At 63.9% G+C, this 23,738-nt stretch carries 5 protein-coding genes; all 5 read right to left on the bottom strand.

Annotated features, from left to right (window positions below):
* Positions 1-4: 4 nt before the first annotated feature.
* The 5 genes from N8H71_RS00185 to N8H71_RS00165 are packed head-to-tail and all read right to left on the bottom strand — an operon-like array spanning position 5 to position 23,090.
* Positions 5-211 (bottom strand): MbtH family protein, encoded by a 207-nt coding sequence (locus tag N8H71_RS00185; RefSeq protein ID WP_011333696.1) that lies wholly within the window; start codon positions 209-211, stop codon positions 5-7.
* On the bottom strand, positions 204-893 hold the full coding sequence (locus N8H71_RS00180) for a hypothetical protein (RefSeq protein ID WP_262192235.1): 690 nt from the start codon (positions 891-893) through the stop codon (positions 204-206). The genes N8H71_RS00185 and N8H71_RS00180 overlap by 8 nt, the downstream gene beginning before the upstream one ends.
* On the bottom strand, positions 890-9,973 hold the full coding sequence (locus tag N8H71_RS00175; RefSeq protein ID WP_431768294.1) for an amino acid adenylation domain-containing protein: 9,084 nt from the start codon (positions 9,971-9,973) through the stop codon (positions 890-892). The genes N8H71_RS00180 and N8H71_RS00175 overlap by 4 nt, the downstream gene beginning before the upstream one ends.
* Positions 9,973-14,085, bottom strand: coding sequence for an amino acid adenylation domain-containing protein (locus N8H71_RS00170; RefSeq protein ID WP_262192233.1), 4,113 nt, complete (start codon positions 14,083-14,085; stop codon positions 9,973-9,975). Before N8H71_RS00170 ends, N8H71_RS00175 begins: the two co-directional genes overlap by 1 nt.
* Complete coding sequence (locus tag N8H71_RS00165) at positions 14,082-23,090, bottom strand: non-ribosomal peptide synthetase (RefSeq protein ID WP_262192232.1); 9,009 nt, start codon at positions 23,088-23,090, stop codon at positions 14,082-14,084. The genes N8H71_RS00170 and N8H71_RS00165 overlap by 4 nt, the downstream gene beginning before the upstream one ends.
* Between the last annotated feature and the right edge of the window lie 648 nt (positions 23,091-23,738).

Below are 23,738 nucleotides of genomic sequence, written 5' to 3'. Positions count from 1 at the left end.
TTTTTTATTGGAACGACACCGATGACTGCTCGCGCAGCGAACGCGGGCGCATGTCGATCCAGTGTTCGTTGATGTAATCCAGACAGACCTGGCGTTCGCCACGCATCCCCGCCTCGCTCCAGCCGCTGGCCATCGGCTTGCCCGCCGGCCACAGGGAATACTGGCCCTGAGCGTTGATCACCACATCGAATTGCAGTTGTGCGTCATTCATGTCGTTCTCCTGTTGAACGGGATTGCAGTGTGGCCAGACTTCGCTCAAGCCCGGCGGCGAGTTGGTTGAGTGCGGCATGCCGCTGTTCGTCGGTCTGCGAGCAAGCCTCGACGTAAACCCGCACGGAGGCCCTGCAAATCTGCGCGCAGGTGTCTTCATCGTCGGCCGCAAAGGCCCGGGCCGACACTTCGGCGTTGGCGCTGGCATGGGCCTGGGCAAACGCGGTGGCGGCGGCCTCGGTATTCAGTTGCGCGTAGTACTCGGCGAACGCCTCGGCGTCGCCGAAGTGCTCGGTAATCATGGCGGTGTTGGCCGGTGCCAGGCCGTAGGTCAGCGCACTGGCGTGGGCCTTGGCGTACGCCGCGTCATAGGCGTAGGCCTTGCGATACAGCATCAGCAACACCGGTTTGAGCGTTGCCCGCCATTCGCCCTGACGCCCGATCACACCGAGCGCCGCCCGCTGATGCAGGCTTTGCAACGCGATCAGCGCCTGCGAATGTTCTGGCAAGGCTTCGCAGAGCATCGGCATGACCACATCCGCCTGCCAGCGATGAAACAGCTGAAACGGCACCTGTCCCCGGAATCGGCTCAAGCGCAAGCGCAAGGCCTCGTCCGGTTCGGCTTCGCACAACACTTTGGTCAGCGCCAGCCACCATGGCGGCATCGAGATCGGTTCATTCATGGCGCAGGCTCATCCGTGCCAATCACCTCGGCCAGCAACCGCGCCCAGCGGCCCGCCACGATGCCGTAGTGATCGGTGTCCAGGGTTTGCCAACTGCGCAATTTCGGCAGCAAGGCCTGCCAGCTGCGTTGCAGGTCGTCCGGATTCCAGGCGTTGCCCAGCCCATAAGGATTGGCGTGCCCGGCGCTGAACAGCCGCACCGCCGTGCTCGCCAGCGCCGGCGGCTGGAAGTCGATCATGCTGGTCATGTTGTTGCGGCAGCACACCGTCAGCCGTTGCAGATAGGCCTGACGTTCCTCGGCCATGCCCTGCCCTTCGACCGACGGCCAGCGCTGGACGAACTCGCGCTGGAACACCTGCTCGATGGTCTGTTCGTCGATGCCGGCCAGTTCCGCGCCGGCATCCGGCGCGGGCGGGTCGATCAGGTACAACAACGGTTGCCTGAACCCGTCAGCCTGGGCCTGATGACACAGCGCCTGCGCCACCCATGCACCGAACGACCAGCCTGCCAGACGCCAAGTGCTGCCGTGCGGAAGGTGGGCCTTGATCGCCGCCAGATATTCGCTTGCACGTTCCTCCACGCTGATGTTCGGCAACTGCGGCAGACGCAACGCAGGATCCGCGATCACGCACACGCCCAGTTCCGCCGGCAGCGCCGACACCAGTTCCCGATAGGCCTGAACATCACCACCCACCGGGTGGATCAGGTACAGCCAGTCGCGGCCGGCACCGGCATGCCATTGATCGATCCGCACTGCGTCGCGCCAACCCTGCGGCGCTTCTTCAACCGTGGAGATCGAGACCAGCCCCAGCACTTCGCTCAGGCTGACCTTGTGGCTGAATTGCGACAGCTGGAACACCTCGCCCGTGGCTGCTTGCAGTTCGTCGATCAGGTCGAGCAGCGTCAGCGAATCCGCGCCGAGGTCATAAAGCGAATCGTCGTCCTCCAGCTCCGCCACACCGAGCCACTTGCACAGGCACTCACGCAAACGCGCCGACAGATCCACGCCCTTCGGCGCCTCGACCGGCGCGGCCACGGCACCATGGCGAACCGGATAAAACCGTCGCGCCTTGTCGATGCCGGTGGTGGAGATCAGCAGTTGCGGCAGCTGCGTCGCCATCGCCAGATCGAACACTCGGCAACCCTCTTCCGCCGACAACCCTAACGTCAGATGCTCCAGATGCGCGGCGTCTCCGCCGTTGCTGGTGGTGGCCATGCCGATGTCGCGCCAGATGTCCCAGTTGATTCCGAGGCGCAGGCAAGTGTCGGCCGGGGTCGGGCGATAGTGGGTGAAGCCGTCGAGCACCCCGCTGGCCGCTGCGTAATCCACATGCCCCGCGCCGCCGAACAGTGCCGACATCGACGAGCAGTACAGGACAAAACACGGCGTCAGGTGCTCGATCAAGGCTTCGACCGCCAGCATGCCGCGAGTCTTGGCGGCCATCGCCTCGGCCATTTGCCGGGCATCGCGGTGGCGAATCAGGCTGCCCGCACCGACGCCCGCTGCATGAATCACCCCGCTCAGGCGACCGTAACGAACGGCCAGTTGATCGATTATTTGTGGCCAGCGCGGCAGGTCGGCGATGTCCGCTTTGATGCAGTCGATCCGCGATGCGTATGCCGCCAGCGACTCAGGCAATTGCCCTTGGCGCGAGATCAGCACCACACGGCGCGCGGGTGCCTGTAGCAGGTGCTCGCACAAGGTCCGGCCGATGCCGCCGCTGCCGCCCAGTACCAGAAACGTGCCGTCTTCCGGCAGAAGTCCTGATGTCGTTGTTGGGTCGGTCAATGGCTGAGGCATCAAGCGTGGCTGCCACAGGTAACCGTCGCGCACTGCCATTCGCCGAGGCAAAGAAACCGGATCGGCAAGCAACGCTGCCAACTCGTCGGCCTGCGCATCGAGGCACGACGATGGCAAATCCAGCCAGTGACAACGCACCGGATATTCCTGCGGCACCACTTCGGTGATGCCGGCCAGCGCTGCCAGCTCGGGCCGCTGAACCTCGCCGCACACCGGGCATGCCTGCCATGACATCAACCATAAGCGCAGACGGGTCGTGCGCGAGGTTTGCCCCCAGGCCTGCATCAGCGCACTGACTGTGTCCAGACAGGCCCACTGCGCCAGATCCAGACTTTGCTCGTTGACCGCACCCGACACCGCCAGCGGCAAGGCATGCAGCCAGTCGAGTTCGCCAAGGTCTGGTTCTGCAACCTCGGCGAGCAACCGGTTCAGGGCTTCCGTGTCCAGCGGATCCAGCTCGAAACGGTCCGGGCTCAAGCGTTTGAAGCCATTGCCGGTGCGCACTTGAATCACGCGGCGGTACACAGCGTTCAGACTCGCCAGCAATGTCGATTCCGGTGCCTGATGGCTGCACAGGATCAGCACTTCTCGGGATCCGGTCGTGGCTATCGCGCTCAGGCGTCGGGTGCGCACCCACTGTCGTTGGTGAAACCAGTCCGCCAGCGGTTGTCGCTCAAGGGCTGGCGCATCAGGTTGAGCAGCTACAGCAGTCTGGAAACGATACGGCTGAAGATCGAACGACGACGGCGGCAAATCCCAGGGCGGCGGTGCCGAGCGCTGCGACCATTGGATATTCGCGCCTTCGTACCAGGCGTCCAGCAGTTCCTGCGGCGATTGATCGACGATTTTAAGTTGCGCGCCCGAAGCGGTGACTTCCTTGATCCCTGTCGGCTGCGATGGAATGTCATCACCCGGCAGGCAGACCATCCCGAAGCGCCAGCGCAGTTGCCGACGACCCGACTGCAAGTACCGCAGCAACGCATTGTGCTGTTCCGGATTGTTTTGCAGGTATTCACGAATCGCCGCGATATCGCGCAGCAACTCCGCCCGGCTGAGAGCCGAAATCATCAGCAGCGGCAGCGCTTCCTCGACCTTTTCCTGCGAGATTGGCGCGGCACCAACGATGACATGCGCATTGGTCCCGCCAATCCCGAAACTGCTGACACCGGCCAGTCGCCGCCGCCCTTCCGGCCATGGCCGGGACGTGGTCGGTACATAGAACGGCGAATGCTCCAGATCGATCTGTGGATTGATCCGGCCAAAACCGAGGTTCGGCGGCAGCACGCCATGGAACACCGCGAGGCTGGCGCGAATCAGCCCGACCACCCCCGCCGCCGCGCCCAGATGACCGATCTGGCTTTTCACCGAAGCCAATGCGCACTGACCGGCCGGCGCATCGCCGAAAGCCTTGGTCAACGCCGCAACCTCGATGGGATCGCCCAGCAAGGTGCCGGTGCCGTGGGCCTCGATGTAGTCGATGTCGGCACCGGTCAACCCGGCGCGGCTCAAGGCATCGCGGATGACCGCGCTCTGCCCGGCCACCGACGGTGCGGTGTAACTCATCTTGGCCCGGCCATCGTTGTTCAACGCCGAGCCTTCGAGCAACGCATAGATCCGGTCGCCATCGGCCCGCGCCTTGGCCAGCGGTTTGAGCACCACGACGCCGTAACCACTGGCACCGAGGGTGCCGCTGGCGTCGTCGCTGAACGGACGACACAGACCATCGGCGGAGAAGATGTGCTGCGAGCGATGCCGATAGCCCTCGGTCAGGGTCGGGTCGATCAGCACCCCGGCCGCGAGCATCACGTCACTGTCGCCCTGGCGCAGCATCGAACTGGCCAGGTGCACGGCGATCAGCGAACTGCCGCAAGCGGCCTGCACGCTCAGGGCCGGGCCGTTGAGGTCCAGGTGATACGCGGCCTTGGTCGCCAGAAAATCCTTGTCGTGGTGCAGCGCCAGCTGGAAGCCGTCCGGCAGATCGTCGTCGGCGGTCTCGCGCAGCATCTGCTGGAAGTAGGTGGTTTCGCCGCAACTGGCGATCAGGCCGATGCGCGGGCCGTCCGCCGACGGAACGATGGCCGCGTGTTGCAGGGCCTGCACGCACGCCATCAGCAGATGCCGCTGTTGCGGGTCCATCAGGCGTGCTTCCTGGCGGCTGATGCCGAAGTACTCGGGATCGAAATCGAGCATGCCGGCCAGTTGGCTGCGGGCGCCGACCAGGCCTTCTTCGGCAGCAAAGTGCTCGATGCCCAGCTTATTGCCTTGCACCATCGCCCAGAACTCGGACAGGTTCTGCGCCCCGGCCACATTCACTGACATGCCGATAATCGCCATCGGTTGATGACCTGCATCGGTTTGCCTTACGCGCTCCGCCGCTGCCGTGGGAGCGGTCGACAGGTGCGCCGCCAGACGCCGCACCGTGGCGTGCTCGAACAGATCGGCCATCGTCACCTTGTGCGGCAGCTCTTCGGCGTAACGACCATGCAAACGCATCAGGCCGAGGCTGGTGGCGCCGGCCTCGAAGAAGGTCTGCTCCGGCTCGATGTCACGGCCGATCACTGCCTGGAACAACTCGCTCAGTTGCCGCTCCAGCGCACTTAATTCAACAACCGGTTGTGGCGTGCTGCGCCGCTCCAACGCCTCGCCCAGATTCGGCAAAGCCTTGCGGTCGATCTTGCCGCTGGGGGTGCGTGGCCAGCGGTCGATCCGTCGGTATTCATCGATCCGCACATGGGCTGGCAGCAACCGCGCCACCTGACGATCCAGCGCTTGCGACGTTGCAGGTTGGCCATCGAGTTGCAGCCAGGCGATCAGCCGTGGCGGATCGGCCTGAACCGCCACCACCGCGTTGACCACTTCCGGCACCTGCATCAGCGCCGCCTCGATCTGCCCCAGCTCCAGACGATGGCCGCTGAGTTTGATCTGCTGATCGTCACGTCCCAGGTAATGCAGGCAGCCTTGGGCATCGGCCCACGCCAGATCGCCGGTGCGGTAGTACAAACAGCCGTCTGCCAGCTCGACAAATCGCGCGGCGTTCAGTGCAGGATCAGCCAGATAACAGCGGGCAACCATCGGCCCGGCCACCAGCAGATAGCCGCGACTGCCGATCGGCATCGGGCGGTCATGCTCATCGACCAGCAGCAACCGCGCATTGCCGACGGCATGACCGATCGGCGCGCGCAACGGCCAGTCCCGCGCCACGGGCGGAAGGCGCAAGGCGCTGACCACGTGGGTTTCGGTCGGACCGTAGTGGTTGAACAGCGAGGCCTGCGGCATGCCGCCGAACCAGTTGCGCAGCGCCTCCGTGCAGAGCAATTGCTCGCCGGCCGTGATCACCTCACGCAACGCCGACGGGTAAATGCCCCGGGCCACGGCGGTTTGCGCCAGATGCTGCAAGGCCACGTATGGAAGGAACAGGCGCTCGATCCGCGCCTCGACCATGTAATCCAGCAACGCCTCGGCATCCTGACGCCAGCGCGGCATAATCAGGTGATAACAGCCGCCCCCGCACAGGGTGCTGAAAATCTCCTGGAACGACACATCGAACGACAGCATCGAAAACTGCAGGGTCACCGCTTTCGCCGGCAACTGCCCTTCGGTGCGCTGCCATTGCAGCAGGTTGCACAGCGTGCGCTCGGACACTTGCACACCTTTTGGCGTGCCGGTGGATCCTGAGGTGAACAGCGTGTACAGCGGCCGTTCACCGGCATGGCGCGGACGTTCTAACGCTTTGACATAGACGTGCAGATCGACCCGATGCGTGGCGAATCGTCCGGCGTTCAGGTCATTGAGTGCGGCCGCCGTTGTATCGCTGAACAGCACACAATGCGGTTGCGCCTGCTCCAGCACCTGACGCTGGATCGCCACCGGATAAGCAGGATCCAGCGGAACGGCGGTCAGGTTGAGTTTGGCCAGCGCCAGCAAGGCGACAATGTGTTCCACCGAGGCATCGAGAAACAGCACGACATGCAGCGGCGTGTTCCCGGTCGGCAAGGGATGATGCTTGATCAAGTCAGCGGCCAGAGCGTCGGCCAGCCTATTCAGTTCGTTGTAAGTGAGGCGGTGCGGCCCTTGAACCAGCGCGACCGCCTCAGGTGAGCAATGCACTTGATGCTCGAACCCGTCCGCCAACGTGTTGAACGGCAGCGCAATCTGCGAGCCTTCGCTGGCCGGTGGCAGGCTGCTTCGATACGGACCGAGCAAATCATCGAGCCTGGCCCCCGGGCGTTCCAGCAACAGGTCCAGCCCTCGGCGGAACAGTGCGTTCACCGCCCGCACCTGTTCGGCATCAAAATAGCTGCACTGATATTCCCACCAGCATTCCAGTTGCGAACCGCTCCCCACCATCAACAACGTCAGCGGGCACTTGGCGTGCAACTGCTCGTTGAATTCCAGCGTGGCGCACAGGCTGGAACCGGTCAGCGCCGCGTAATCGGTGTTTTCCAGCACGAACATGAAGTCGAACAACGAAGGGCTCGACGACAGCCGCAGGTCTTCCACCAGATCCGCCAGCGCCACATCCTGCAACGCCAGCACCTCGCGCACGGTGGCGGTCTGTTTGCGCAACTGCTCGCTCAGGGGCAATGCGTTTTCAACGGAGGTGGGGATCAGTACGGTGTTGGCAAACATGCCAACGGTGTCTTCGAACTCCGCCAGCGGCCGGTTGGACACCGGGCTGGCGATCCGAAGCCGCTCGCACCCGGTCAGGGCGTACAGGCTCCAGGCGAAAACACTGAACAGCACTTCGAAACGGGTCAGCCGTTGTTGGGTGCAAAAGCGTTCGAGGGCCGCGCTGCGCAGGGTGCCCAGGGGTTCCCGGTGCAAGCGGGCGTCCGGGCTGATTTCGCGCATTGGCATCAACGCGGGCGACGGTTCTTCCTGACGGCGATTCAACTCGGCGAGTGCCCGGCGCTGGTCGCGATAATGCGGATCGACGCTCCACTGTCGCTGCCACTGGCCAAACTCCAGCGTCGTCAATCGGGCGGCTGGTTGCGGGCTGTCGTCGCCTTGCAGGACATCGGTGTAAAGCTGTGCCAGGTCGTTGAACAGCAGATTCACCGACCAGCCATCGACGATGATGTGATGCAGATTCAGCAACAGCCGGCAACTGCCGTCGGCGAACGGCAACAGCCAGGCTTGAAATAGGTTCGGCGTGGTGAGGTCGAACGGCGCTGCGAACACCAGTTCTGCGAAGGCCTGCCAATTGTCCTCGGTGAAATGCCCGACCGCGAAGGTGCGACAGGTCGGCCCCTGCTCGGCGATAACCTGATCGAGTCCATCGGCACCGGGTGCAAAAGCCGTGCGCAATCCCGGATGGCGCAGCACCAGACGCCCAACGGCCTCCGCCAGCGCCGCGACATCAACGCCCGCCGCCAGATGCAAAATCAGCGGCACGCTGTAGGCCGTCGAGGTCAATGAGCGTTGTTGTAACAGCCACAGGCGGCGCTGTTCGGCGGTGGCCGGCAGGCGTTTGGCGCTACTGATCGGGGGCGCAGGCGGGTAGATCGAATCGCAGTTTCGCTCACCGGTCAGTTGCTCGGCCAATGACGAGAATGGCTCGTTGAGCAATGTATCGAGAGCGATCTCGCGCTGCCAGCGAACACGGATCGCCGAACGCAGGCGCATGGCCTTGAGCGAATCGCCACCGCTGCCCAGCCAGTCGTCCTGCGCATTCAGGGCCGATTGACCGAGCAGCGAGCGGGCGTATTTCAGCATCCAGTTCAAGGCAGGCGAAGCAGCGCCATCGTCAACGGCATCCATCACTGGATGCCACGGCTTCAACCCCTGCGCCAGCAACCCGTCGCGGTCGATCTTGCCATTGGCCGTCAGCGGCAGGCGCTCCAGCAGAAACAACTGATGCGGCCGCATATACGGCGCCAGTTGTGCCCGCAGATGCTTTTCAAATGCGTGATAGTCCAGATCCCCGCGAGGCACGATAAACGCCAGCAACTGGTGATCCTCCGCCGCCTGACGCCGCGTGCAGACGTACACCTGCGCCACGCCCGGGTACTCCAGCATCCGTTGCTCCACCTCCCCCGGTTCGATCCGGAAGCCGCGAATCTTCACCTGCCGGTCGACCCGCCCCAGGTACTCGATCAAGCCTTCGGCATTACGCCGCACCAGATCGCCAGTGCGGTAATGCACCTGCGCACCACCGTCGAGGTCGGGCAAACGCCAAAACTGACGTGCAGTTTCTTCGGGCCGGTTGCGATAGCCACGGGCGACGCCGCTGCCACTCAAATACAGCTCGCCCACCTCGCCCGCCGGCACGGGACGTTGCTGCTCATCCAGCACCAACACGCCGGTATCCGGCAACGGTCGGCCAATAGGCGCCGAGTCACCGGCAAAGTCACGACTGATCGGCCAGCACAAGGCAAACGTGGTGCATTCGGTCGGGCCATAGACGTTGAAAATCCGGCAACGGCTCTCAGGGTTGGCCCGATACCATCCGCGCACGGCGGCAGCGCTGATCTGCTCACCGCCGATCAGTACCTGACGCACGCTGGAGAAGCACGACGGCCACTCGGCAATCAACGTGTTGAACAGCGACACCGTCATGAACAGGTTGTCGACCTGCGTCCGCTCCAGCACGTCCGCCAGGCGACGTGCATCCAGCACGTCCTCGTCGGCGATCATCACGCAGCAACCACCGTTGAGCAGCGGCGCCCAGAGTTCGAAACTGCACGCATCGAACGCAGGGTTGGACAGGCAGGCAAACCGGTCTGTCGGGCGAATCTCGATATAGCCGTCGGTGTGCGCCAGCCGCAGCAAGCCGCGCTCGCCCACCTCGACCGCTTTCGGGGTGCCGGTGGTGCCCGAGGTGTAGAACAGGAACATCACCTCGGCAAAGTCTTCGGCCAACGCTTGCGGCGGAGCGTCCGGCTGATCGAGCAAGGCCTCGACGCTGGTTTGCCACAGTGAAGGCCACCACTGCGATTCTTCATCCAGGGTAATCAGGCCGACACACGCCGCATCCGCCAGCATCAACTCCCGGCGTTTACGCGGGCTGGCCCGATCCAGCGGCACCACCACCGCACCGACTTTCAGCGCGCCGAGTATCGCCGCCAACCATTGCCAGCAACGCGGCATGCACAACGCCAGCGACTGGCCGGGCTCGATGCCACGCGCCAGCAATCCTCGGGCAATACGTTCGCTGGCGCTGGCCAGTTCGGCGTAAGTCAGCGTGACCGACTGATCGATCACCGCCGGCGCTTGCGGATTACGCCGCACTTGCTCGGCAAAACGCGCGAGCAACGGCATGTCTTTGGACGCACTCATCATTTCGCCTCCTGCGCGTCGAAGCGTTGCAGCTCCTGACGGATGATTTGCGAGACCCGGTGGATCTCCGCGCTTTCGAGCATGTCCCAGTGCCCGCCGCTGACCAGTTTCGCCAGATAACCGCTGCCTGCGCGGCGACGCCAGAAACCGCGCAGTTCATACAATTGATGGCGGCTGAAATCTTCCCGCGCCTGAATCAGCACCACGCGACCGGCGGACGGCGCGCACTCATAGGCAGCCATGGCCAGCCGGTTGTGGTTGTAGATGTTGAAGTAGCGTTCGACCTGGGCGTCTTCGATGCCGGGGTACATGCCGTTGAAGCGCACCAGTTTGTCGCGGAACTCGGCCATGTCCACGGTGCCGATCTGCTCGCGGAAACCCGGATCGTCGCTGCCCTGGGTGTCGAGCAGCACCACGGTCACCTGCCGATGCCCCGCCGCCGTCAACCGCCGCGCCATTTCATAGGCCACCAGACCGCCAAACGACAGCCCGGTGAGGATCAGCGGTTGCTGTGTCAGCGGTTCGATCTGGCGCAAGTAAGCCTCGGCCATCGCTTCGACTGTCGGCTCGGTACTCTCCCCCGGATTCAGCCCCGGCGATTGCACCCCGTACACGCCGGTTTCATCCGGCAGCACCTTGGCCAGCGACAGGTAACAGAACGCCGTGCCGCCCGCCGGATGAATGCACACCACGTTGTGCTGGCCGCTGCCGCGCCGGAATTCGATCAAGTTGCTCTGGGCCAGCGCCGGATTGGCCCCAACCCGCAGCCAACCACCCAGCGCTTCGATGGTCGGGTAGCTGAGCACCACGCGCACCGGCACTTCAACTGCAAACTGCTGGCTGATTTCATGGGCCATTTTGATCGCGGCGATGGAGGTTCCGCCGACATTGAAGAAGTTGTCGCGAATGCCGATCTGCGGCGCCAGCAACAGGCTTTTCCAGATCTGGTACAGCGCCAGTTCGATATGATCGCGCGGGCTGCTCAGGTTGACCTGACGGTTGACCATCTCTTCGTCTGCCAACGCTGTCAGCGCGGCGCGATCAACCTTGCCGTTGGCGGTCAGCGGCAAGGCGTCGAGCCACAGATAGCTGCCGGGGATTACGGCTCTGGGCAGGGTTGTCGCCAGATGAGCGTGCACCGCTGCTTCGTCCACGGGCTCTGCCACCACGCAACAAGCTACCAGCCGCTGATCCTGCGCTGCTTCGCCGACCATCAGCACCACGGCGCTGCGGATGCCGGGAAACGCTTCGAGCCGGGCTTCGATCTCGCCCAGCTCCAGACGCACGCCGCGCAACTTGACCTGAAAGTCGTTGCGACCGAGAAATTCCAGCTGACCGTCCGGGCGATAGCGCGCCAGATCGCCGCTGCGATAGAGCCGGTCTCCCGCGACAAATGGATTATCGATAAAGCGCTCGGCACTGAGCTGCGCCAGCCCCAGATAACCCTGGGCCACGCCCACGCCGCCAATGTGCAGATGCCCGGTCACGCCCACCGGCACCGGCTCATCGCGGTCATCAAGCACGTAAAAACGGTTGTTGGAAATCGGCCGGCCGATCGGCAGTTGCCGGGCCGGCACCTCGGCGCCGGGCTCCAGCGTCCAGATGCTGTTAATCACCGTGGTTTCGGTCGGGCCGTAGACGTTGTGCAGCCGCGCATGGGGCAGGCGCTCCTGAAAACGTCGGGCCAGGGCTGGTGGCAGTTCACCGCCGCCGCTGAACACATCGGTCAGCGACGTACACTGGCTGACCTCGTCGACTTCCAGAAACAGCTGCAACATCGCCGGCACGAACACCAGCGCCGTGACCTGCTGCTCGCGCACCTCGCGGGCCAGATACGCCGGTTCGTAATGTCCGCCGGGCCGCGCGATCACCAGCCGTCCGCCGGTTGCCAGCGGCCAGAAGGTCTCCCAGGCCGAGGCGTCGAAACCGAACGGAATCTTGTGCAGCATCGCCCCCGCTTCGCCGCAGACCTGCAAACACCACAGCAGCAGGTTGCTCAAGCCACGGTGGGCGACCATCGCGCCCTTGGGCAAACCGGTGGTGCCGGAGGTGTAGATCACATAGGCGAGATGGTCAGGGGTGACGCCGACATTACGTGGATCGAGATTGTCGGCAGGCAACGACGCCCAGCTCGCGGCATCTTTTTCGAGGTCGAGAATCGGCGCTTCCCAATTCGAGCCTTGCAAGGCCTGGCGCAAGATTCCGTGCGCCGAACCGAGGGTCAACAGCACCGCCGGCGTGCTGTCGCCGAGCATATGGCTCAGGCGTCCCAGCGGGTAATCCGGATCCAGCGGCACGTAGGCGCCACCGGCCTTGAGCACCGCCAGCAGCGCCACCGGCAACTCCAGCGAACGCTCGATGCACACCGCCACGCGCACATCCGGGCCGACGCCCAACGTGCGCAAATGCCGCGCCAACCGGTTGGCTTGGGCATTGAGTTCGGCGTAGCTCAGTGACTCGCCCTCGAACACCACTGCGCAGGCCTGAGGGTTGCTCGCGGCCTGCGCTTCGACCAGTTGATGCACGCAGGGCGTTGCTTGCGTCAGCGGCGCGGCGCGATTGAAGTCGACCAGCACCTGCTGACGCTCCGCCTCGTTCATCAACGGCAAGGCATTGATCGGCTGCTTGGCATCAGCGGCGATCTGTTCGAGCAGATGACGATAGTGCCCGCTCAGGCGCTCGATGGTCGCGACGTCGTAGAGATCGGTGTTGTACTCCACCAGCAGGTCCAGCCGCCCTGCCCGCTCGACCCATTCGAATGCCAGATCGAACTTGGCCGTGGCGCTGCTGGTGCCGTACGGCGCCAGTTCCAGACCGGGCATCGGCACCGCGTTGCCCGGTGTGTTCTGCAACACCAGCATCACCTGGAACAACGGCGAATGACCGGGGTCGCGCGGCGGATTGACGGCCTCGACCACGCGGTCGAACGGCACGTCCTGATGGGCGTGGACATCAAGCATCTGGCCGCGCACTTCACGCAGCAGTTCGGCAAAGGTCTGCTGCGGATTCAGGCGCTGACGCAGCACCAGCGTGTTGACGAAATGGCCGATCAGCGGCTCGACTTCCGGGCGATTGCGGTTGGCGAACGGTGTGCCGATGCACAAATCCTGCTGACCGCTGTGGCGCCACAGCAACACCGCCAATGCGCCCAGCAGCACGTTGAACAGCGTGCCCTGAGTTTGCCGACCCAGCGCCGTGAGTTCGCGCAAGGTGCCGCCATCGACGGAGGAACTGAAAGTGGCGCCGACATAACGCTGCACCAGCGGTCGCGGCCGGTCGGCGGGCAAGGTCGATAACAGCGGCGCGTCGTCCAGGGTACGACGCCAGTATTCGAGCTGTGCGTCCAGCGCCGCACCGCCGACGCGTTGTTGCTGCCAGCAGGCGTAGTCGGCGTATTGCACCGGCAGCGGTGCAAGCGTCGGGGTTTCGCCACGCAGATAATCGCCGTACAACGTGGCGACTTCGTGCAGGATCACACCCATCGACCAGCCGTCGGCGATGATGTGGTGCACGCTGTACAGCCACAGAAACTCGTCGTCCGCCACACGCAACAAAGACGCACGCAGCAACGGTCCAGTGGCCAGATCGAACGGAGCCCTGGCGTCGTGCTCGACGGCGATTCGGACCTGTTCTTCACGCTCGCTAAATGACAATCCGCGCAGATCCACCACCGACAACGACAGCGGCATCGACGGGTGCACCACCTGACGCGGTTCACCGTCCACGCTGCAAAACGTCGTGCGCAAGACTTCGTGGCGGGCAACCAGTTCGTTCAGCGCTCGTTCCAGCTGCGCTACGTCCAGCCGGCCCTTAAGCTTCACCGCCGTGGGCACGTTGTAGAACGGGTTGCCGGGTTCCAGTTGATCGAGAAACCACAACTGCCGCTGCGAGAACGACAACGGCCAGGACGCGTGTTCGCCAGCGCAGCGGGGAATCACCGCGTCATCCTGCCCGCCGAGCAAGGCAATCAGTTCCTGTTTGTGACGCTTGAGCGCCTGGGTCAGTTCTTCGGTGAGAAACCCGCGCGGCGCCTTGCAGCGCAGCCTGTTACCGTCCACCTCAAGCACCACGCCATGGCGAGCGAACAACGCCAGCAATTGATCGGCATTCATACTTCGAACTCCTCCATGTCTTCGTCGTCCAGGCTTGCGGTCACCGGCTCGATGGCAAACGCCTCGACCGGCGCGCGGTGCTGTTCATCGGCCGTGCGCAGCCCGCCGATCATCGAGTAGATCAATTCATGGCTTGGCCCGAGGTCGAACAGCGTCGTCAGTTGTTGTTCCTCGACCGAGCCGATGCCGCACAGGCCCAGGCCGTGCTCGACGGCGGTCATGCTCAGCAACTGGGCCATGGCACCACTTTCGATGTGGCAGAAGTCGCGGCTGCGCTCGCCATACAACGGGCGGATCGCGGCCACGTCGGCGATGAAGAACAGCGAGAACGCGGCGTTCTCGTACACCGGACGGTTGACGAAATAGTCGTAGGTGTCCGGGTCGAGCAATCCGCTCTGGAGCGCCAGCAAGCGATGCTGGCGGGGATCGTAGTAATACGCGCCACCGGGCACGCCGAGCACGCGATCCGCCTTGATGTAGAGGTAGGCCTGAATCGGGTACAGCCCGCCCGCCGACGGGAACTGGTATTTCACTTCGCCGTCGAGTTGCCCCTGGGCCAGCGCCGCCAGTACGTGCGCGAAGGCCTGGGTGGTGATCGGTTGCAGATCGTATTGACGCACCGAACGGTAATCGCTCAAACGTCGGGCGAAGGCCGGGTCTTGCGGCAGATCCAGTGCCACTGCCGGCAAGGCTTGAGCGAAGTGGCGGCGCCCGCGCTGTTCAGCCTTGAACTGCGCCCGCTGCTGGGGATCTTCGATGATGTCCTGCACGGGCTCCGGGGTCTGCTGCACGTTGCCGAGCAGATCCTGACGCGCGCGGTTTTGACGGTACATGCCGAGCAAGTGCAGCAATGTCGGCTGGGCCAGCAGTTGCGCCACGTGCGGGCGGAACTGCAAAGCGCCGGACAACGCATTGCTGATTCTGACGATATCGATCGAGGTCGCGCCAAGGTTCAGCAGGTTGGCGTTGGCGGCGATGGATTCGCGCTTGAGCACGTCCTGCACGATTTCCACCAGCCGTTGTTCCTGCGGGCCGTCGACTTCAAGCGCCGGCCCCTGTTCCTCGATGTGCTCAGGCTCCGGCAGGCGTTTCTTGTCGACCTTGCCGTTGGACGACAACGGCCACGCTTCAACGAAGGTGAACGAGGCCGGAATCATATAAGCCGGCAGTTTGTCGCTCAGGTATTCGCTGAAATCACTGGCCTGCAACGCCGGGTCGGCCTTGAGCACGTAGCCCGCCAGACGCTTCTCGCCCAACGTGCTGCCCAAAATCCGCACCACCGCGCTTTGCACACCGGGATGGCGATTGAGCGCGGCTTCGATCTCGCCCAGCTCGATGCGATAGCCCTGGACCTTGACCTGATTGTCTTCGCGACCGAGGAATTCGATGTTGCCGTCCGGCAGCAAACGGCCGAGGTCGCCGGTGCGATACAGCCGCTCGCCGGTCAGTGGATGATCGAAGAAGCTGCCGGCGCTGAGTTTTTCATCGCGCCAGTAACCTTTCGCCAGACCGATGCCGCCGATGTACAGCTGCCCCGCGACCCAGGTAGGCCGCACTTGCAGCGCTTCATCCAGCACGTAGAAGCGCTGATGATCGAGGGCCTTGCCGTAGGGAATGCTGCGCCAGGCCGGATCGACGTGCTTCACCGGATAATAGATCGACCAGATCGACGCTTCGGTGGCGCCACCGAGGCTGATCAACTGCAACTCCGACTGCAAGGCCCAGGCCCGCTCGGGCAGGGTCAGAGGAATCCAGTCGCCGGACAGCATCGCCACCCGCAGGCTGGCCGGCAACGCGCCGCCCTCGCCCTCCACGTACTCGACCAGCATGCCGAGCAGCGCCGGCACCGAGTTCCACAGGCTGACGTGATGGCGTTCGATCAACGCCAGCCAGTGCGCCGGATCGAGGGTCAGTTGCGGGTCGAGGATGACCACCGTCGCACCCACCGCCAGCGTACCGAAGAAGTCATAGACCGACAGGTCGAAACTCAGCGACGAGATCGCCAACACCCGATCGTTCGGCCCGACGGCAAAACGACGATTGATGTCGAGCAAGGTGTTGACCGCACCGCGATGGTCGATCACCACGCCTTTCGGCTGGCCGGTAGAGCCAGAGGTGTAGATCACGTAAGCGAGGTCGCTTTCGTTCACCTGCACCGGTTGCAGTGACAGTCCATCGTTTGAAACTTCATCGGTCACGGCAATGGTCGTGACTTGCGCCGGCCATTCGATCTTGTCGAGCAGCGCCGGTTGGGTCAGGGCCAGACTCGCCTCGGCCCGCTCCAGAATATGCCGCAGCCGTTCCGCCGGTTGCGTCGGTTCGATCGGCAGGTAAGCGCCGCCCGCATACAGAATCGCCAGGGTCGCGACCACTTGCTCCCAACCGCGCTCCATCACCACCGCGACCAACCGGTTCGGCAGCACACCCTGCGCTTGCAGGCGGGCGCCGAGTCGGCGGGCCTCAGTGCGCAACTCGGCGTAAGTCAGCTGCCGCATGCCGATCACCGCCAGCGCATCCGGCGTAGCGAGGGCCTGACGTTCGAACAGCTCGTGCATCAATGGCAGCGTTTGCAGATTGTCGACCGGTGCCGGCAAGCGTGCCTGCGGCAGCAGTTGTGGCGTGTTTGCGCCCCAGGCCGCCGGCTCGCACAGGCTGTCGAGCAGGGTGTTATAGGCGACGAACATCTGCTCGATCATGCCTTGCGGGAACAGCTCGTCGATGCTGTCCCAGTTGAACAACAGCCGCCCTTCCAGCTCCAGCAACGTGTGGTCGAGCCACACTTGCGGGGTCTGGGTGATGCTGTGCATGTGTTTGGCGTTCAATGCGTCCGCGAGGTTGAACTCGGCCAGTTCCGGCGCCGCTTCCGACAGCGTGCTGTTGAACACGATCGGCATCGCCGTCTGCTGCACGCCCCGGGCCTGGGACAATTCGCGCAGCACCCGCACGCCGCTGACCACCGAATGGTCGATGTCGCGCCACAGCTGCGCCTGCACCGCGCGGGCTTTGTCGGTGAAGCTCTGCGAACCGTCGATACCGACTTCCAGCAATACCAGCGAGGTGAAGTCGCCGATGATTTCGTCGACATCGGTGTGCAACGGCATGCGGTTGAACAGCGGCAGGCTCAGGGTGAAGCGCGGCGTGCGGCTCCACAGCGCCAGCACTTCGCTGAACGCGGTCAGCAGCATCACCGACGGCGTCACCGCAAACTGTTTGGCCACGGCTTTGAGTTGCGCCCACTGCGCGGCCGACATGTCGCGGTCGCGGCGGGTGAAGTGCGGGTTGGCGATGCTTTCTGGCTGACGCACCAACGGCAGGTCCGGCGCCGGGGCCAGAGTGGTCACCCGTTCACGCCAGTAGCCCAGCGCCTGCTCGTAGCGGCGGCTGTTGCGCAGTTGCTGTTCGGCAAGGACGTAGTCGCGGAAGGTCAGGCCCGGTTCGGCCAGTTCCAGCGTAGGATCGACGTAGAACGCCATCAGTTCGCGGGCGAGAATCTGCGTGCTCGCGGCGTCGACGATCAGCGCGTCGAGGCTGATGTGCAGATGGGTGATGCCGTCATCGAGCAGCGACAGGCTGAACTCGAACAGCGGCCAGCGACTGGCGTCCAGCACCTGATGGGATTGGCGTTCGCGGGTCGCTTCCAGCGTGCGCTGCGCCACTTCGGCGGGCAAACCGCGCAGATCGCTGCGGGGCATGCGATAGGTCGGCACCTGCGCCAGCACCTGTTGCGTGCCGTCGCTGAGGAACACCACGCGCAGCATGTCGTGGCGCAGGATCATGCGATTCAGCGCCAGCTCGAAACGCTCGGCGTCGAAGTCGGGAATGCGCAGTTCTTCGTAACCGTGGGCACTGACGCCGCCGAGGCTGACCGTGGCTTCGCGACCAAACCAGTACGCTTGCTGGATATCAGTCAGAGGGAATGGCTCATGTCGATTAGCTCGATCCGGCTCGATCTGGATGAACGCCGGTTCAACGCTCTGCTCTTCACGCGAAACCTGCGCCGCCAGATCCATCAATACCGGCGTCTGGAACAGACTGCTCAGTGACAGTTGCGCGCCCATCCGCTGGTTGATCGCGTAGATCATCCGCGTCGCCAGCAGCGAGTGGCCGCCGAGGTCGAAGAAGTTGTCGTGGATGCCGACTCGCTCGCACTTGAGCACTTCGGCCCAGATCCCTGCCATTTGCCGTTCAACGTCGTTGCGCGGCGCCTCGTAGGTCGCCCCGGCGCTGCGTTCCGGTGCCGGCAGCGCCTGGCGGTCGAGCTTGCCGTTACGGGTCAGCGGCAATTGCGAGAGCCGGACCCAGGCACTCGGGATCATGTGTTCGGGCAACTGACGTTGTAGTTCGGCACGCAGAAATTCACTGGTCGCGGTACCGACCACGTAGGCCACCAGACGCTTGTCCCCGGCCACGTCTTCACGCAGCAACACGGCGGCTTCCTGCACGCCGCGTTGTTGCTGCAACAGGCTGTCGATCTCGCCGAGTTCGATGCGGAAACCGCGCAGTTTCACCTGTTGGTCGATGCGTCCCAGGTACTGCACGTTGCCGTCGGCCCGGAATTTCGCGAGGTCGCCGCTGCGGTACATCCGCGCGCCCGGCTCGGTGCTGAACGGGTCCGGCAGGAAGCGTTCGGCGGTCAGGTCCGGGCGGTTCAGATACCCTCGGGCCAGACAGTCGCCAGCGATGTACAACTCGCCCGCCACGCCGACCGGGACCGGATTCAAATGTTCGTCCAGCACATAGAGCCGCGCATTGGCGATGGGACGGCCAATGGGCGGCGCGTCCGGCCAGGATTCGGCCTGGTTGCAGTCGAGGCTGAACTGGCTGACCACATGGGTTTCGGTCGGCCCGTACTGGTTGTGCAGTTGCGCGCCACCGAGCCCACGGACAAAACCGCGCAGCTCGTCATTGATTTGCAAGGCTTCACCGGCGGTGATGATCTCGCAGCCGCCGGCCGGCATCGGGGCGTCGGCCTCGGTGAGGCCGGCGAGTTGCTGCAACACGGCAAATGGCAGGAACGCCCGCTGCACGCCTTCGGCCACCAGGGTCGGGCGCAGCGCGGCGAGGTCCTTGCGGCTGTCTTCGGTCATCAACAACAGGCTGCCGCCCTGGCAGAGCGTGCTGCAGATTTCCTGGAAAGAGACGTCGAAGTTCAGCGAGGCGAATTGCAGCACGCGCTGCGGTGCAGTCGCTTGATCGAGCTGCCAGGCGATCAGGTTGTCCAGCGCGCGACGGCTGTGGGCCACGCCTTTCGGGCGTCCGGTGGAGCCGGAGGTGTAGAGCACGTAGCCCAGGTGTTCCGGGCTCACATTGACGTGCGGATCATCCGTCGGGTGTTGCGCCCATTGCGCTGCGTCAGTGTCCAGGCAGCAGATTTTCGCCTCGTTGGCCGGCAGCCCGGCCATCAGCCTCGATTGCGTCAACAGCAAGGTCGGCGCGGCATCACTGAACATGAACGCCAGACGCTCGCTCGGGTAAGCCGGGTCGAACGGCACGTACGCCGCGCCGGCCTTGAGAATCGCCAGCAGGCCGATGACCATTTGCGGCGAGCGTTCCAGGCACAGGCCGACGCGATGCTCGGGGCCGACGCCTTGTTCGATCAGGTAATGCGCGAGTCGGTTGGCGGCGCGATTCAGTTCGCTGTAACTCAGTTGCTCCCGGTCGGCGAGCAGCGCCACGGCGTCGGGCGTTTGCCGGGCCAGGGCTTCGTAGCGCGCCACGCAACCGGGCAACGACGCGGTATCCCGCACGGTGCGGTTCCAGTCATGAACGATCTGCTGATGTTGCTCGGCGCTCAGCAGCTTGATTCTGGCCAGCGACTGCTGGCTGTCCTCGACCATCTGCGTCAGCACCCGACGCAGGTACTCGCCGAACTGCTCGACAGTGCTGCGCTCGAACAGGCCCGAGGCATATTCCAGACCACCGACGATCTGCCCATCGCGCTCACTGAGTGCCAGTTGCAGATCGAACTTGGCCACGTGATGACTGCTCTCGACCGGCGTAACGTCGAGCCCGGTCAGCAGCAGGTCGGAATCCTGATCCTGCTCCCAGGCAAACAGCACCTGGAACAACGGACTGTGGGCCAGACTGCGCGGCGGGTTGAGCAATTCCACCACTTGCTCGAACGGCAGGTCCTGATGCTCCTGAGCGTCCAGCGACACCCGCCGCGCCTGTTGCAGCCATTGCGTCACCGAAGGCGTTCCGGACTGAGTCATGCGCAGGGCCAACGTGTTGACGAAGAAACCGATCAGCCCTTCCAGTTCCTGCTGCGGACGGTTGGCCGATGGCACGCCGATCACCACATCGTTCTGTCCAGACAGGCGCGACAGCAACAGCGAAAAACCGGCCAGCAGATTCATGAACAGCGTGGTGCCTTGTTGCATGCCCAATGCTTTCAGGCGTGCGGTCAGGGCGGCGTCGAAGACCAGCGGGACAAAACCGCCGAGGTAATCCTGCACGGGCGGACGCTTGTGGTCGGTCGGCAGCTCCAGCAGCACCGGCGCGCCGGTGAGGATTTCGCGCCAGTAACGGCTTTGCTGCTCCAGCACGTCGCCGGACAGCCACTGCTTTTGCCACACCGCGTAATCCACGTACTGCACGGGCAAGGGCGGCAGCGGATCGTCGCGATCCAGCAACGCCGCCGAGTACAGCAGACCCAGCTCGCGGGTGAGCACGCCCATCGACCAGCCATCGGAGATGATGTGATGCTGGGTCAGCAACAGCACATGGTCATCCTCCGCCAGCCGCACCAGACTGATCCGCATCAGCGGGCCCCGGCTCAGGTCGAACGGTCGGGCGCCCTCTTCGTCGATCAACCGGGTGAGACGATCTTGAGCATCGGGACCTTGCAGATCGGTTGCCGTCAGTCGAATGCTGTGCGCGGTCGGCGAAACCAGTTGTCGCCCTTCCCCTTCAACGGCGATGAACGTCGTGCGCAGCGCAGCATGGCGCGCCACCAGCTGATTGAAGCTCCGTTCGAGCGCCGGCACGTCCAGCGAACCGCGCAAACGCAGGTTCAGCGGCATGTGATACGCCGCGTTGCCACCTTCCATTTGTGCCAGAAACCACAGGCGCTGCTGAGCAGACGACAACGTTTGCGCGCCCACGCGTTCAAGGGTTGCGATGGCTAGACGAGCCGCAGCCTGACTGGCTTGCAGCCGCTCAGCGAACTCCGCCAGAACCGGCGCGGCAAACAGCGTCGAAGGCGCGACTTCCAGACCCAGCGTGTGACGAACCTGCGCCAGCACGCGCATCACCAGCAGCGAGTGACCGCCGAGGGCGAAGAACTGATCCTGACGCCCCACCCGCTCGACGCCGAGCACGTCAGCCCAGATCTCGGCGAGCGCGATTTCCAGCGAGCCCTGGGGTGCCTGGTATTCCTGCTGATCGAACGCCTCGGCGTTCGGCGCCGGCAGATTTGGCCGGTCAACCTTGCCGTTGGCGGTCAGCGGCAACGCGTCGAGACGCACGAAGGCGGTCGGCACCATGTAGTCCGGCAGGCTGATGTGCAGCTGTTCACGCAGGGAACGCGGGCTCAGCGTGATGTCTGGTTTTTCGCAGTAATAGGCAACCAATCGCGGTTCACCGGGACTGTCCTGGCGCAGTAGCACCACGCTTTCCCGAATGCCCGGGATATCCGCCAGCCGGGTTTCGATTTCTCCCAGTTCCAGACGCAGGCCGCGCAACTTGGCCTGGGAATCGTTACGGCCGAGGAACTCCAGTTGGCTGTCGGCCCGGTAACGCGCCAGATCCCCGGTGCGGTAAAGGCGTTCGCCCACCTCGAACGGGTTGTCGATGAAACGCTCGGCGGTCAGTTGCGGCAGGTTCAGATAACCGCGCGCCACGCCGACGCCACCGATGTACAACTCGCCCGCAACACCCTCGGCAACGGGTGCGCCGTCAGCATCAAGCAGGTAAATCCGGGTATTGGGCAGTGCCCGGCCGATGGGCAGAACCGCGTCGATCCGGGTACCTTCGGTGAACTCGAAACAGGTGCTGTCGATGCTAGCCTCGGTCACCCCGTAGGCCTGGACAATCTGCACCCGCTCACCGCAAAGCCTGCGCAATTGCCGCGCGCTGTGGGCGGTCCAGATATCCGAGCCGCAGACTACGGTGCGCAGGAACGACAGGTCTTGGCCGGTCTCTTCCACCCACGCCAGCAGCGGATTGAGCAGCGCCGGCACGAAGTCGGCAAAACCGATCTGCGCCTCACGCATCAGGCGATACAGGGCCGGCGGGTCCATCAGGGTGTCCCGTGGGCACAGCACCAGCGTGCCGCCAAAACCCAGCGCACGGATCAGGTCGGCGCTGAACACGTCGAAGGAAAAACCGGCCATCTGCAGGTGATTCATCGGCTCGCCCAATCCGTAGAGCTGCGCCCAGTCGGCGCTTACGGCGATCAGTCCGCGATGCTCGACCATCACGCCTTTCGGGATGCCGGTGGAACCGGAGGTGTAGATCACGTACGCCAGATGTCGGGGTGTCAGGCCGATCGCCTGAGGATCAAGGTTGTCTGCCGAGCGCGAAGCCCAATCACTGGCGTCGGCCAGATCCAATATCGCGGGTGCAGTCGCCGAGTGTTCGAGCGCCGCTCGCAAGGCATCGCGTGCCTTGCCGTGAGTCAGCACCACCGACGGTGCGCTGTCGGCCAGCATGTGCGCCAGCCGCGCCTGCGGATAGGCCGGGTCCAGCGGCACATAGGCGCCACCGGCCTTGAGCACCGCCAGTATGCCGACCAGCATCTCCAGCGAACGCTCCAGACACAGCCCGACCCGCACGTCCGGCCCGACCCCGAGGTGGCGCAGGTAATGGGCCAGCCGGTTGGCGCGGGTGTTCAGTTCACGGTAACTGAGCGCCTCCTGCTGCCAGCGCGCGGCAATCGCCTCGGGGTTGCGCAGCACCTGCGCTTCAAACAGACCATGCACGCACAGGTCTGCATCGAACGGTTTCAGGGAGCAAACGTCGGGCTGCGCGGGATTCGTCCCACGCAAGGAAGTGTTGTCGAGCATCGGAGGCTACCGTCCATGACTACATTATTTTTGTGATCAGGCAGGGACAGCACGCGCCCTGCCAGTCAGGCCCCGGCATCAGGTGCCGGCACGGTCATTCGAATTCAGGAGGATGGCGCGGCGCGCGCGTGCAGACTCGCGTTGAACGCGGGCACACGCAGAAATCCGGGGGGAGAAAGGCTTGCGAAGAACAGCGCCGCGCGGTCGGCGCAGGCAGCGGGAAAGTAGGCTGAATCACTGGCGACATCCGTCGCACCGTTCATTGCATCGTCGATTGCAAACCGCGTGACCAATTGAAACCTCGACTTCCATTTGAGGGTCAACGACGAGGAACAACCTGCGCGGGGATGACAGCGCCAGGGTGGTCCCGATCGGCTGCGACTGCCGGGTCTGTAGACGCACGGCAATCTTCTGGCGCCGGGTTTGTGACCCGAAGCGCCGGCGGATGATAACCACGTTTTTTGCTGGTGAGGCAAACAAAATGTAGGAAATCTGCGAAATAAATATCAGACGTTTCCTACGCGATTGTGACGATGGCAAAGAGACAGGGATGTCAAAAATGCTCGTACACCGCCCCACCATTTCTTCCAGGCACAGGGCATGGAAAACCACCGCAGAGTCTTGAGCGGCCAGCGGAAAAATCACCAC

Origin of the sequence: Pseudomonas koreensis, from assembly GCF_025447595.1 — a bacterium.
GTDB classification, from domain to species: Bacteria; Pseudomonadota; Gammaproteobacteria; order Pseudomonadales; family Pseudomonadaceae; genus Aquipseudomonas; species Aquipseudomonas koreensis_H.
Note: the sequence above shows the minus strand (reverse complement) of the source record. Positions and strands in the feature narration are given on the sequence as shown.

Excerpts from the sequence above, each read along its gene's own strand:
- N8H71_RS00185 (WP_011333696.1), bottom strand. The coding sequence starts at position 211 with ATGAATGACGCACAACTGCAATTCGATGTGGTGATCAACGCTCAGGGC.
- N8H71_RS00165 (WP_262192232.1), bottom strand. The coding sequence starts at position 23,090 with ATGCTCGACAACACTTCCTTGCGTGGGACGAATCCCGCGCAGCCCGAC.
- N8H71_RS00180 (WP_262192235.1), bottom strand. The coding sequence starts at position 893 with ATGAATGAACCGATCTCGATGCCGCCATGGTGGCTGGCGCTGACCAAA.
- N8H71_RS00170 (WP_262192233.1), bottom strand. The coding sequence starts at position 14,085 with ATGAATGCCGATCAATTGCTGGCGTTGTTCGCTCGCCATGGCGTGGTG.
- N8H71_RS00175 (WP_431768294.1), bottom strand. The coding sequence starts at position 9,973 with ATGAGTGCGTCCAAAGACATGCCGTTGCTCGCGCGTTTTGCCGAGCAA.